We start from the raw sequence: 14,242 nt of genomic DNA on the forward strand, positions 1-14,242 counted from the left end.
GGAAAAGGCTACTCGATCGTATCGACCAGATCGTACAACTGATCCAGCTCTTGCAGCGTCAGCCGGTTGTAGCCCAAGTCGCTGGGCGTGGCTTCGGCGGCGGTCTGCTCCCCGCAGTGGCGGATGAGGTCCAGCAGCCGGCCTTGGAACTTGTCCAACAAAGCGGCGATCGTGTCGTGACGGTGATGCGTGCGGTTGTAGTCCATCGCGATGTGAAGACGCCGATCCTGCACATAGCCCGTGATGAAAAGCGAAGCCATTCGCTCGGCTTCCGGGCTTATCGTACGGCCGACCGGCCACGGCGACGGACCGAACCACCGATTGCGCAGATCAGTATCGATCTGACCGAGGTAGTTGAAGCAGATGTCCGGCTGCTGCGTGAACAACAAGCCCGGCAAGCTTTCCCGGGGCGTGATATATTTCAACAAGCCATAGCCGATCCCGTGGTTCGGCAGCTGCCGCAAATGCTCCTTGACCGATTTGATCTGGTAACCCAAATTGTCCGCATGCTCCATCGGCAGCACGACCGGAAACTGCGATGTAAACCAGCCGACCGTGCGGGTAATGTTCATATTGTTGATGACGCTTTCCCGGCCGTGCCCTTCCAGATGGATCATGATCCGGTTCGTGTTCATCCATTCCTTCAAGGTCAGGCCCAAGGCGGTCAGCAAAATATCGTTGATTTCTGTATTGTAAGCGCGGTGGACTTGCTTCAGCAGCCGCTCCGTTTCTTCGGGCGGCAGCGTGAACATCGCTTGGGCTTCGTCCTTCACCCGGTCGCCCGTAGCCTCGAAGTCCCTTGGCACAGGCACGCGCGGCGTACTCTCAACGGCCGCCCAATAATCGGCCTCACGCAGCACTTCGCCGCTCCGGGCGTACTGTTGCAAAGCCTCTCCCCAAGCTTGAAACGAATGCGTTTTGGGCGGCATGACGATGTCCCCGTCATTCAGCGCCTGCCCGTAAGCCGCTTCCAAATCTTCCAGCACAATTCGCAACGACACCCAATCCATCACCAAGTGATGAGCGACGAGCAACAGATGATCGCCCTGCGGCGTCCGGAACAAGGCAGTCTGCATCAGAGGGCCGTTCGCCAGATCGATGCTCTCGTGCAGCCTGTTGGCGTGCACCAGAACGGCCGGTTCCATCGAATCGCCGCCGTCCGGAGCCACGACCTCGAAACCGATCAGCGGCTGCTCCGCCGGTCCCCGGTTATACAGCTGCTTGCGGCCCCCTTCATCCCTCACCACGGACCGCAGCACGTCATGATGCTCGGCCAGCTTTTCCAGCGCCCGCTTCAAGGCGGTTTCGTCCAAAGCAGTCTCCGAATGCAGCATCACCGCCGAATTCCAATGGGCCGCAGAAGCGAAGTCACGGTCAAAAAACCACTGAACGATCGGCGTATCCGCTATCGGTCCTTCCACGGCGTCCTGCGGGATCTGCACCTGCCCGTCGGCCGGCTTGAGATCAAGGCTAAGCTCCTTCAGCACCGGAGTCAAAAAGATCTTCTTCATCTCAAGGTCCCAGCCTTGCCGGTACAATCGCGATGCGATCTGAATCGCCTTGATGGAATCTCCTCCGAGATGGAAAAAATTGTCTTCCCGACCAACCACTTCTGCTCCAAGCACCTCCTGCCATACGGAAGCCATCAGCTCCTCCAGCTCGCCTTCCGGGGGAACGAACTCCGCTCCCGGACCACTGGCCGCCGCAGGCTCCGGGAGCCGCTTGCGATCCAATTTGCCGCTGGACGTCAGCGGCAAAGCGTCCAACCTCACGTAATGAGCCGGGACCATGTAAGCGGGCAGCCGGTCCAACAGCAGCGCGCGCAGCTCCGCCGCATCCAATTCCCGATCCGCGACGTAATAGGCGCAGAGGACTTTGCCGGAGGCGGATGAGGACGCGGATGCGACCTGCCGGACCAGAACAGCGGCTTCTTTGACCGCCGGATGCCCGTTCAGCGCGGCTTCGATCTCTCCCGTTTCGATCCGGATGCCGTTCAGCTTCACTTGATCGTCGCGTCGCCCGAGGTACTCGATGCTTCCGTCCGGCAGCCGGCAGCCGTAATCGCCCGTCCGGTACATGACCTCACCGGGCCGGAACGGATGATCCACGAACCGCTCGGCGGTCAGCACCGGGTTATTGCGGTAGCCTCGGGCCAAGCCTGCTCCGCTGATATACATTTCCCCGCGTACGCCGACCGGCACGGGCTGCAGGCTCTCATCCAAAATATAAATTTGCGTGTTGGCGACGGGACGCCCGATGCAAGCGGATGGACTGTCCGCGTCAAATTCGTGGGCCGTTGCAAAAATCGTCGCCTCCGTCGGGCCGTACAGGTTCAGCAGACGTCTGGAACCCGACAGCCACGCGCCAATATCGAGCGTGCACGCTTCCCCTCCCGTCCCTACGGTACGCAGCGAATCGGGCAGCCGCTCCGGGATGAGCGTGGACAACACGGACGGCGTCAGCAGCATCGCCGTAATCCGCTGCTCCTCCAGAAACCGGTGCAGCGCCTCGCCTCCGGCCGTCGCTTCCGGGTTGACAAGGCAGAGCGCCGCGCCCGAGGCGAGCGTCGCAAAGATCTCCAAGACCGACGCATCGAACGTCGTCGACGCATATTGCAGCATCCGGCTGCCTCTGGACAAGCCGAACAGCCCGATGGCCGCTTCTACCGCATTGCACACGCTGCGATGCTCGATCGCGACCGCGTTCGGCTTGCCAGTCGATCCCGACGTATACATCACGTAGGCCAGATCACCCGCGTCCGCTTCGACGCGCGGATTGTCCGCGCTCTCCTCCGCAACCGATTGCCAAGTACCGTCAAGCACGAGCTTGTGTCGCACCGCCGAGACCGATTCCGACTCCGCATCCGCCAGCTTCGGCTGAAGCAGCAGGACTTCGATTCCCGAATCGTCAATCATGGCGCGAATCCGCTCGGCCGGATAAACCGGATCGATAGCGACGTATGCGCCCCCCGCTTTCAGAATGCCGAGCAGGCCGGCGACCGTTTCAATCGACCGCTCCATCATCACGCCGACAACCATCTCCCGGCCGACTCCCCGCTTCCGCAAAGCATGGGCGACCTGATTGGCGCGCCGATTCAGCTCCCGGTACGTCATAGACTGGCTGCCGCAAACGACGGCCGGATCGTCCGGCGTAAGCTTGGCCTGTCTCTCGAACAAATGATGAATGCACGAATCGTCCGGGAACGGCTGCGCTGTCTCGTTCCATTCGGCAATGAGCTGGTGTCGCTCTTCGTCCGACAACATCGCCAGCTTGTGAATAGATTGCTGCGGATTGCGCACGATGCTGTGCAGCAGAGCTTCCCAATGCCGGCTCATGCGCTCGAACGTCTCCCGGCGGAACAGATCCGGCGAATATTCGAGAAAGCCATCCAGTCCGTCTTCCGTCTCGGTTAAGCCGATGGTGACATCGTATTTTGCCGTTTCCCCGTCGATCATCTGAATATCCGCTTCCAGCTCGGGGAGCGCAAACTTTTCCTCCGGCACGTCTACATACACGAATACCGCCTGCACCAGCGGGTTGCGGCTCGGATCGATCGGAACCCGCAGCTCGTCCAGCAGCAGACCGACTGGCAGCTCCTGATGCTTGTAGACCTCTCTGGCGGTATCGCGCACCTGCCGCAGCAGGTCGATGAAGCTCATCTCCCCCGACATATGCGAACGCAGCGTGCCCATGGTCAGGAAGTACCCCATCACTTTTTCCATCTCGATCCGGTTGCGGTTGGCAAGCGGAGTCCCGACCAGAATGTCGGCTTGCCCGGTATACCGGTAGAGCAGCGCCTTGAACGCCGCCATCACGATCATGAAGGTCGAAGCGTTTTCCCGCTTGGCGATCGCTTTCAGCCCGTCCAAAATTTCCTTCGACGACCGCAGGAAGACACGCGCTCCCCGGTAAGTAATCGCGGGCGGACGAGGGAAGTCCGTATGAATGTCGAGGATGTAGTCGCAATCCTTCAGCTGCTCCCTCCAGAAGTTGAGCAGCTTTTCCCGGGTCTCACCCTGCAGGTAATTCCGCTGCCATTCGGCATAATCCGCGTACTGGATCGGCAGCTCCGGAAGCTCGGCCGGAACGCCTGCAAGCGCGGCCTTGTAATGCGCCATCAGCTCCTCGAAGAAGATCGAGAAGGTGAGCCGGTCGATGACAATGTGATGGATGGTCAAGACGAGCGTCGATTCCGTATCCGACAGCGTAAACAGCTTGAAACGGATGAGCGGCCCTTTTTCCAGATCGAACAGTTGCTGGACCTCTTCGCGCATGAGCTTCTGGGCGGTGGCTTCCCGTTCATCCTCGGGAATATCCCGAAGGTCCACGACGGGAACACTGACGCGGAGCTCCGGCAGAACGGTCTGCACCGGATCAACGCGCCCGAATACGGTCCGCCAAGCCTCGTGGCGCTTGACGATTTCGTTGATGCCGTACTCCAGCGCCCCATGATGCAGCTTTCCTCTCAACCGGGCGGCCCCGTACACGTTGTACGCATGCGACTCAGGGTGCATCCGGTTAAAGAACCAAAGCCGCTCCTGATCGAAGGAGAGCGGGCTCGGGTCCGTATGGTTCCGCCGTGGGATCGCTGCGGCCGCCGGATTCGGGCTTAGCTGCTGCGCATTCAAGTTTTTTTGCTTGAGCCGCTGTTCGAACAGCGCCCGCTGCTCTGGCGTCAGCGATTGGATACGGTCGGTCAGATTCTTCATGGGATCAGCTCCTTGTCAAAAGCGAATTTCCGCTGCAATTCGGATAATAATGCCAAGCTTTCCATCACCGTCTCCCGGTCCACGCCAAAATCGATCAAGCAGGCAATCTCACCGACACCGATGTCGCGGAGCGTCTCCACCAGCTTCGCACACTTGTCCGGTGTTCCGAGCAGGGAGCTTTCGCGGTAATATTTATCGAAAGCGCGGGACACGATCGCCTCGAAGTCCGCGTCGGTCATGCCGTCGTAGTCGGCGAGAATTTGCCTTTGCTGGCTTAAAAAGATCTTGAGATATTCCTTCAGCGGCCGCTCCACCTTCGCCCGGACCGCTTCGTCGTTCTCCCCGAGGCAGGTATGAAGCATGACCGCGACCTTCTTCGTCTGCGGATCGTAGCCATGCCGGAGCAGCGCTTCGCGGTACCGCTCGATTTTGCTCTCCAGCTCGGCAAAGCCATTCCCGAGTATGCCGGTCAGAATACCGGCTCCGATCTCAGCAGCTTGCCGGTATGTCTCCTCGTTCCCGTTCGTGGCGATCCACAGGTTCAGCTTGCTTTGGATCGGCCGGGGGAGCGTCTTGATCCGGTGCACCGCCCCGCTGGCGTCGGTAAAAGGCACCGCCTCCCCGTTCCATAGAGCCCGAACCTGTTCGACCAACTTGAACAGCTCTTCCTTGCGACGGACATAGTAGTCCGGGTCCTGCACCGGGGCGAGGATAAAATCGGCGGGATGCCAGCCCGTAGCAAAAGCGACCGACACGCGCCCGTCCGACAGGTTGTCCACGACCGACCATTCCTCGACGAACCGGACTGGGTGGTGCAGCGGGAGCACGACGCTCCCCGCCCGCAGTTCGACCCGCTCGGTGACTGCCGCCAGCGCCGCGCTGAGCACCGACGGATTCGGGTACAGCCCGCCGAACTCCTCAAAATGCCGCTCCGGCGTCCATACCGCCTTGAATCCGTGCCGGTCCGCAAACGCCGCGCATTCCATCAGCAGCCCGTATTTATGGCGGTCCATGGTCGAGCCGTCGCCAGAGAAGAAAAACAGACTGAAATCCATAGCCGCCTCTCTGCGCCTGTGCTTCGGAACAAAAGCCGCTTCCGCCGCAGCCTGTCCCTGCCCGGGCTTCGTGCTTGCCGTATCCGGCGCCGCGATCCCCTGCCGCTTGAGACGTCGCTCCAGCAGCGCCCGCTGCTCGGGCGACAGCGCCGCCAGCCGCTCATGTATGCCGCTCATTTCCTTCATCTCCTTACCCCTCGCGGCTTAGTAGCTGCATCAGCTCGTCCTGCGGCATATTTTCGATTTCGCTGAGCAAGCGTTCGATTTCGTCCAGTTCCTCCGGCTTGACCTGCGTCTGCGCAATCGACTCGGCCAGATCTGCAATGGTAGGCGACTGGAAAATAACATCCATCGGGATATCGCCGTGAAACGCTTGGCGCAGCCGGGCGACAAGCTGGATCGAGAGCAGCGAATTGCCGCCCAGATCAAAAAAGCTCTGCCGTCTGCCGATGTCAGGAATCCCGAACAGCGTCTCCCAGATGGCCGCGATCTTGTGCTCCTCCTCGGTTTGCGGCGGCTCTTGAGATGGTTCGCCATCCCGGTACTCGGTGTCCGTCCGGCTATTTCGGCTATCCGAGGCAGCGTGGCCTGCGGCATGCAGCCATCCGCCCACCGCCGCATCGTGAATGCTTTGCGTGGACACGACGGCTTGGGACAGCCCGCTGGCCACGATGCGCCGGATCGCCTCCAGCCCTTCCGCACCGGTAATGCCGAATTTCGCCTGCATTTGCAGCATATGCTCTTTGATATCTGCCGGGAGCTCCGTCTGCTTCCGGACCCAAACGTCGTCCTGCCACATGCCCCAGTTGACGGAGACGGTCCGGCCTCCGGCGGCCGCATGCCACTTGGCGAACGCATCGACAAATTGATGGGACGCGCACTGATCCATCAGTCCGACGCCGCCGGTAAACGAGATGGTGCGCGAGAACACGACCATCAGCTCCAGCGGATGGGAGCGAAGCAGCGATTCCAACGTGAGCAGCCCGAGCACCTGAGGCGCGATGACCCGTTCGGAACGTTCCCGGTCGCCCAACTGGATCAAGCCCGAGCCGTACGGCTCCTGAGCGAACAGCACGCCGTGAATCGCGCCGAACTGCCGCTCCGCTTGCCGCACAATGTCCCGCAGCCCGGCTTCATCCACCAGATCGGCGCTGGCGTAGAGCAGAGGCGTCCCGTTTTGCTCCAGCGCTCGGATGCGCTTGATGATCCCGGCCGTATCGTCCGATTCCCCGTTATGCAACAAGTAATGCCCCCACTCGTGGGCGCCCGGGAACGATGCCTCCCCGATCAGCACGAAAGAAACCTTCGCCGTCCTGGCGATTTCCTCGCACAGCCGCAAGCCGATTTCGCTCGTGGCCCCCGTCACCAGATACACGCCTCCGTCGCGGAAGGCGGCGTCCGCAGGGTCGGCTTTCGGCAGCTTGACCGCTTCGTAGAGTTGCGTGAAGCGCTGCAGCCCTCGGTACGCAACGACAAAGTCCTCTCCCCCATGCTCGATCTCCTGAAGCAGCTGCCGGACCAAGCGCCCGGAGGAAGCCGAAGCAAGATCGGCCAGACTCACGTCGACGGCGCGTGCCCGAATCTGCGCGTACTCCTGCGGAATGACCCGCAGCGCCCCGAACAAGGTTGCCCGCTCCGGGCCGCGCACCTGCTCATGGGCAACCCATTGCAGGCTGCCGGTCAGCACGATCAGCTCCGTCCGCTTCGCCGCCTGCATGCCGATCGCTTGGGCCAAATGCAGCAAGCTGTAGAGCCCAAGCTGCTGCGACCGGGCGTAACGCTGTGCCATAGGGACGGGGGCATCCCCCTCCTCCGACTCCGGTTCGACGACGTTCCAGAGGTGGACGACGGCGTCCGGGAAACGCTGCTGTGCCGCCAAAGCATGCAGCAGCTCCTCATAGGACCGGCCTTGTGCGGGATGGATCGTAAAGACATCCTCCTCCACTTGCCGGAATCCACTGCCTTCGAGCACGGTGATGACATCGTGCCCCTCGCTTTTCAAGCCCTCGCTCAAGGCTTCGGCCAGCCCATACCGGTCGTGGAACAGCAGATACGTCCGCTTGTGCGGCGCTGCATCCCCGGAAACCGGAGGTTGCGGAGGCAGGAACGTTTGTTTCCATACCGGAGTGTAGAACCAGTCGGCCATGTCCGCCCGGCGCTCCTGTCCGGCGGCTGCGACCGCATCGGCAGGGACAGCACGAACCTTTTTCTCCAAATAGTAGCGGTAACGCTCGAAAGGATACGTCGGCAAAGGCACGCGCCGGCGCGCTTTCCCTTCATGCCATGCCGCGCATTCGATGTCCGCGCCTGCGGACCATAACTCGCCCAGCGCCTGAAGAACGCTGGCATACGCGGATTTGCCCGCTGTCGCCGGAGGCAACGCGTTGACCGCTGGCACTCCGATCGTCGCGTTCCGGGCGGTTTGCTGCCGGACCAGCGAGGTCAAAGAATGCCCCGGGCCGATCTCCAGAAACGCCGTTCTTCCCATTTCCGACAGCAGACGGATGCCGTCTGCGAAGCGGACGGTGTCCCGCAAATGCCGGACCCAATACATCGGGTCCGTCGCCTGCTCCGCCGTAATCCACGTTCCCGTCACATTCGAGACGTACGGAAGCTGCGGCGCGTGCAGCGCAATTCCCCGCATGACCCCGGCGAACCGTTCGAGCATCGGCTCCATCATCGCCGAATGGTAAGCGTGCGAGGTCACGAGCCGCTTCGATACGGCGTTCCTGCGGCCGAGCACCTGCTCCAGCCGTTCGATCGCCTCGAAGGGTCCCGACACCACGCAGGACATCGGACCGTTCACGGCGGCTACGGACAGCTCCGGGGACGCAGCGGCCAGCAGCTCCCGCACATCCGCTTCGGACTGTGCGATCGCCAGCATCGCCCCGCGGTCCATCTCCTGCATCAGACTCCCGCGTGCGGCGACGGCGGTCAAGGCATCGTCCACGGTCATGACTCCCGCCAAGCAAGCGGCCACATACTCGCCGATGCTGTGCCCGATCATCGCCTGCGGGCGAACGCCCCAAGCCTCCAACTGCTTGGCCAAAGCATATTCCAGGACGAACAGCGCAGGCTGCGTCAGAGCGGTTTGGCGCAGCCGGGATGCGGCTTCCTCCGCTTGAGACGGAGGCGGATACAGCACATTGCGCAGATCCAGGCCAAGAAGCGGCTGCAGCCGCTCGGCGCACCGGTCCACCTGCTCGCGATACACGGGCGCGGATTCGTACAGCTCGGCCCCCATATAGATGTGCTGTGCCCCCTGCCCGGTAAACATAAAGGTCACGCTCAGCGGCGCTTCTCCGCCGCCCTCGGGCTCTTGAACGACCCGGCCGGACGGCGGCAGGTCCGCAAGCTTCGCTTTTAATTCGTCCGCCACCGTCCCACGATCCCGGCCGACCACCGCGAGCCGCCGGGCGAACGTTTCTCTGCCTGCAGCAAGCGTATACGCCACGTCGGATAAGGGAACGTCCCGGTTCGTTTGCAAATAGCCGATCAACCGCTCCGTCTTCCGGCGCAAGGCTGCGGCCGTTTTGGCAGACAAGGCGATAACATTCCAATCAGTCCCGGCCCCAGCTCCTTCCTCCGGATGCCTTACCGCTTCCACTAAAGGCGCTTCCTCCAACACAACATGCGCATTCGTGCCACCCATGCCGAACGAGCTTACCCCGGCCCTGCGGGGATGCCCATCCGTTTTCCATTCCCTGAGCCGGTCGTTCACATAGAAAGGACTGCTCGCAAAATCGATTTTCGGATTCGGCTCCGTATAGTGCAGACTCGGCGGCAGCATTTTATTTTGCAGGCACAGCACCGTTTTGATCAGTCCGGCAATCCCGGCGGCGCTGTCGAGATGGCCGATGTTCGTTTTGACCGACCCGATGGCGCAGTACTGCTTCTGGCTCGTACCCTCGCGGTACGCCTCCGTCAAGGCGGCCACTTCAACGGGATCGCCCAGCGCGGTGCCCGTGCCGTGAGCCTCGATATACGTCATCGTCGCCGGGTCGATCTCCGAGACGGCCAGCGCTTCCCTCACGACCTCGGCCTGCCGCGTCACGCTCGGGGCGGTATACCCGACCTTCTGCGCCCCGTCGTTATTGACCGCCGAACCGCGGATCACGGCCAGAATCGTATCCCCGTCCGACACGGCTTCATCCAGCCGCTTCAGCAAGACAGCCCCGGCTCCGTTCCCGACCGCCGTGCCCTGAGATTTGGCGTCGAACGCGCGACAGCGCCCATCCGGCGACAGAATGCCCCCTTCCTGGTAGTCGAAGCCCGCCGTTTGGTCCGCCTTGACCGACACGCCGCCGGCGATCGCCATATCGCACTCATATGTAAGCAAAGCCTGACATGCCATGTGGACGGCCACCAAGGAGCTGGAGCAGGCCGTTTGCACCGCGATGCTCGGGCCGCTCAGGTTCAATTTGTACGAAACGCGGGTGGCGAGAAAATCCGGGTGGTTGCCGATGCCGATCTGGAACGGTCCGAACGATTCCACAAGCTCGTCATGGCTGAGTACATGCTGCAGATAATCCGACTGGCCGCTGCCTGCATAGACCCCGATCCGCTCGGGGCACCTCGTCGGAGGATATCCTGCCGACTCCATGGCTTCGTAGGCGCATTCCAGAAACAACCGGTGCTGCGGGTCTGTCATTTCCGCTTCCCGCGGTGTCATCCCGAAGAAAACGGCATCGAAGTCGGCCGCTTCCTCCAGAATCCCCGCGGTATGGACCCGGTTCTTCTCCGGCGCCTTGAAAGAGGTAATCGATTCCCGCCCGTCTCGCAGATTGGTCCAAAATTGCTCCAAATCCCCGGCTCCCGGAAACCGTCCCGCCATCCCGATAATCGCAATTCCCCGCAGCTCTGCGCCTTTTGCAATCGCTTCCATAAACTCCTTTACCTCCTCTGCGTTCTAAGCCGTTTCTGCCTTTCCATTTCTTCCTTTCGCTGGAACGCCATGCGGTGCGCACTTGTGCTTCTGCCGCCGCTTCCGACCACTTCTTCCTGCCCTGCTGTCCCCCGGCTCCGGTTCAAGTGAGCAGCCAACGCTCGGATCGTGGGGAACCGGAACAAGTCGACGACGGTTACGGAATCGTCCAGCGCGTCCCTGACACTCTGATGCACGCGCAACAGCCGGAAGGAATCCCCGCCTAAGTCGAAAAAGTGATCCTGAACGCCGACCCGCGTCAAGCCGAGCGCCTCTTTCCAGATCCGCGTCAGCACCTCTTCCGCCGGATTGAGCGGAGCTGCGCTTTCCAGCGCGGACGGCTCCTCGAGGGCGAGCTTGCTTAAAGCCGCCCGGTCCGCTTTGCCACTCGGCGTCAGCGGCAGCCGGTCAACCACGCGGACGAAATGCGGCACCATAAACGCGGGAAGCCGTTCCTGCAAATAGACGCGCAATTCCGCCATCTGCGGCTTGTCCATCCCGCCAGCCGCCGGGATCGCAAAAGCAGCCAGCCGCCGTCCACTTCCGTCATCATGTACGACAACCACGGCTTGCCGGATTCCCGGATGCAGCCCGAGCACGTTTTCGATCTCCTCCAGCTCAATGCGGTGGCCGCGAATTTTCACCTGATGGTCCGCTCGCCCGACATATTCCAGACTTCCGTCCGGCAAATAGCGGGCCAAGTCTCCCGTCCGGTACAAGCGGACCGCTCCCGGTACAGGCTGGCCAAGCTCCACCTCCACGAACCGCTCGGCCGTCAGCCCGGGACGATTCCAATACCCGCGGGCCACCCCCGTTCCGCCGATATACATTTCGCCGGTAACGCCAACCGGGACCGGGTTCCGGTGCTCGTCCAGCAGGTATACCTTCTTGTTGGCAATGGGCCGGCCGATATCCGACGGTAGCTTGCCGCCGTCGAACGTTCCGTCGGTTACCCATACCGTGGCTTCCGTCGGCCCGTATGCGTTGATAAAGCGCCGGTTGACGCTCCACGCGGCAGCGACCTCGGCGGGACAAGGCTCGCCCCCCGAGACCACCGTCTCCAATGTCCGCAAGGCGCTGGCGCTGCCCGGGACTTCCGACAGCACAGCGAGTACGGATGCCGGAGAAATGAGCAGATTGACGGCCTTTTGGCCGATAAGCTCGACCAGCGGCTTGCCCGGCAGCATCGCCTCGCGGGTATCTGCCACAAGCGTTCCCCCGCTGCATAACACGGGGAAAATTTCCGCCACGGAAGCGTCGAAGCTGCACGACGAAAACTGCAAAATCCTCGTACGGCTGGACAGCCCTAGCCTCTCCTTCAACGCATGAATGAGGTTGCCAAGTCCCCGGTGCTCGATCATGACCCCCTTCGGCTGCCCGGTGGAGCCGGAGGTATAGATGATATATGCGAGATCGCCTTCCCCGGGAAACGGCCAAGGAACGTCCTCAAGCGCTTCAACCGCATCTCCCTGCGCCTCCTCCGGCTCGACAGGAATGACCTGCCATGTCCCGCCTGCGACGGTTTGTCCAATCCCCTCCCTCGTCATAAGGAATTGAGCCTGCGAATCGTTCAGCATATAAGCGATGCGTTCCGCCGGATAATCCGGATCGATCGGCAAATACGCTCCGCCTGCACGGAGAACCGCGATCATCGCAGCGATAAGCTCCGGCCCCTTGGGCAGCATCACCGCGACGACGCTTTCCGCAGCCACGCCCCGACTCCGCAAGCCGTGCGCCATCCGGCGCGTCCATTGCTCCAGCTCGCGATACGTCAGGCGTTCGTCCCCAAACTCGACAGCGGTCGCATCAGGCGTCCGTGAGACCTGCCCTGCGAATAACTCGGCAAACGTGCGCTGCGGCCCAAAATCCCGCTCCGTCCGGTTGAAGTCGATCAAAATCCGCCCGGCCTCGGCTTCCGATAGAAGACGCAGGTCGGCCACGGTGCGCTCCGGATGGGACAGCGCATCGTCCAGCAGATTCATGTACCGCTCGCCATGCGTCGCAATTTCGTCTTCGCCGAACAGCGCCCGCCGGTATTCGAAATCCAGCCGGTACGTGCCCGAATCCGTATGATCCTTAACGTGAAAATGCATCTCATCCGTGATCGAGCCGCTGAAATGAATTTCACTCGCAACGCGGACTTCGTCTTCTAGGTGAAAATTCATCACTTGAAACTCCGTCCCGATATGAAACAACGGCCCTGCGTCCGGATGACGCTCTCTCGTTCGGGCCACGAGCTGGTTGTAGGGGTATTTCTGGTGGCGCAGCATGCGCATGTATTCTTTGGCAAGGGTTTGGCAATGAGCTATAAAAGCTTGCTGTGGATCGACTTCGTAGCGAAAAGCAGCCACACCCGCGAACATGCCGAAGGTGTGTTTGTCCTGGGGGCTCGTCCGATTCCCGGTTATACTGGCGAGCACCATGTCTCTTTGGCCCGTCATCCGGTACAAATAAGCATAGAAGACGGCAAGAAAGAAAGCCGAAGGCGAGACGCCGGATTCCCGGCAGAAAGCATCGACGCGCTCCCTCCTGCTGCCGTCGATCGAGAACCCGCAGCGGCCGCTTTCCAGGCTTCCCGTCGGATTCCCGGTCCGGGCCAAAGAAACCGGTTCCGGCAGCGTCCGGAACTTTTCGTCCCAATATTGACGGTCCTGCGCATACCGGTCCGATTCCAAATACGCGCGTTCCCGGTCGATTGCTTCGAGATAGGAAGGCTTTTTTTGAAAATCCCGTGCCTGCCCTCGGGCCAAGCACAAATAAAGGTCTACAATGTCGGCCCCGGCCTGCACGAGGGCGGTACCGTCTCCAAGGATATGATGGCATTTAAGATACAACCATGATTCGGTGTCGGAAAGGCGGAGGAGAGCAGAATCATAGAGCCGGGAAGCTTCAAGCGGGTAAGGCTCTTTGGTCGCAGCGTCGATCCACTGGCGTGCAGCCTGATCGGGCGCCTGCTCGTTACGAAAATCAAGCAACGGGATATCGGGAAGATCTTCCGGGCCGATATACTGTCGGGGCATGCCGGGATCGTCCGAAGCTGAAGTTGTGATTGAGAGCCGGGTGGAATCGTTTTCCAAAATAAATTGGGCGACGGCTTTCTTCAACAACTCGGGAGAAACGTGCGTTAAAAATTTTACGGACAAACCAAAGTTCATGAAACCGGAATCGGGATGCATCTTTTGCATGAACCAGATCCGCTTCTGCGCTTGCGTCAGCGGAAACGTTCCAGAAGGTGTTGCGTTCATTCCTCGTCCTCCCTGTCTTCATTACCTCCATGTTCTCCGATGTCGATTTCATTGTAGCACGATTAGTATTTATTTACTATAAATACCTATTATTGAATATAAACCATATTAATGAATTACCAGCCCCTCGAGCCGGAAATGAAAAAAGGCCAACCAAAGCATGGCGGCCTATCCATCTAATATCGCGTATATTCGTTTACTTCACCGTACTAATTTTTAACCTGATACAATAATTAGGAATCAACCTCCATATTACCAAGCACAATGTACCCTGCCAGTTTGTATCCCGTGGTAGAGCCGTCACCGCAG

General features: G+C 60.7%; 4 protein-coding genes. All 4 read right to left on the bottom strand.

The genetic code is table 11. From position 1 onward, the window contains the following. Window positions 1-8: 8 nt before the first annotated feature. Genes PEL01S_RS07680 through PEL01S_RS07695 form a run of 4 tightly spaced genes read right to left on the bottom strand, consistent with a single transcriptional unit; the run spans window position 9 to window position 13,933 of the window. A complete protein-coding gene (locus PEL01S_RS07680) occupies window positions 9-4,709 on the bottom strand; it encodes a non-ribosomal peptide synthetase (RefSeq protein ID WP_127459907.1) in 4,701 nt (1,566 codons plus the stop codon). Beyond that, a complete protein-coding gene (locus PEL01S_RS07685; protein ID WP_127459908.1) occupies window positions 4,706-5,941 on the bottom strand; it encodes a MupA/Atu3671 family FMN-dependent luciferase-like monooxygenase in 1,236 nt (411 codons plus the stop codon). The genes PEL01S_RS07680 and PEL01S_RS07685 overlap by 4 nt, the downstream gene beginning before the upstream one ends. A 13-nt stretch (window positions 5,942-5,954) precedes the next feature. Continuing rightward, a complete protein-coding gene (locus PEL01S_RS07690; protein ID WP_127459909.1) occupies window positions 5,955-10,649 on the bottom strand; it encodes a type I polyketide synthase in 4,695 nt (1,564 codons plus the stop codon). Window positions 10,650-10,657: 8 nt separating this feature from the next. After that, window positions 10,658-13,933 (bottom strand): non-ribosomal peptide synthetase, encoded by a 3,276-nt coding sequence (locus PEL01S_RS07695; protein WP_127459910.1) that lies wholly within the window; start codon window positions 13,931-13,933, stop codon window positions 10,658-10,660. Window positions 13,934-14,242: the final 309 nt, after the last annotated feature.

This window comes from Paenibacillus elgii NBRC 100335 (assembly GCF_004000865.1).
In the GTDB taxonomy this organism is placed as follows: domain Bacteria; phylum Bacillota; class Bacilli; order Paenibacillales; family NBRC-103111; genus Paenibacillus_G; species Paenibacillus_G elgii.

Excerpts from the sequence above, each read along its gene's own strand:
- PEL01S_RS07680 (WP_127459907.1), bottom strand. The coding sequence starts at position 4,709 with ATGAAGAATCTGACCGACCGTATCCAATCGCTGACGCCAGAGCAGCGG.
- PEL01S_RS07685 (WP_127459908.1), bottom strand. The coding sequence starts at position 5,941 with ATGAGCGGCATACATGAGCGGCTGGCGGCGCTGTCGCCCGAGCAGCGG.
- PEL01S_RS07690 (WP_127459909.1), bottom strand. The coding sequence starts at position 10,649 with ATGGAAGCGATTGCAAAAGGCGCAGAGCTGCGGGGAATTGCGATTATC.
- PEL01S_RS07695 (WP_127459910.1), bottom strand. The coding sequence starts at position 13,933 with ATGAACGCAACACCTTCTGGAACGTTTCCGCTGACGCAAGCGCAGAAG.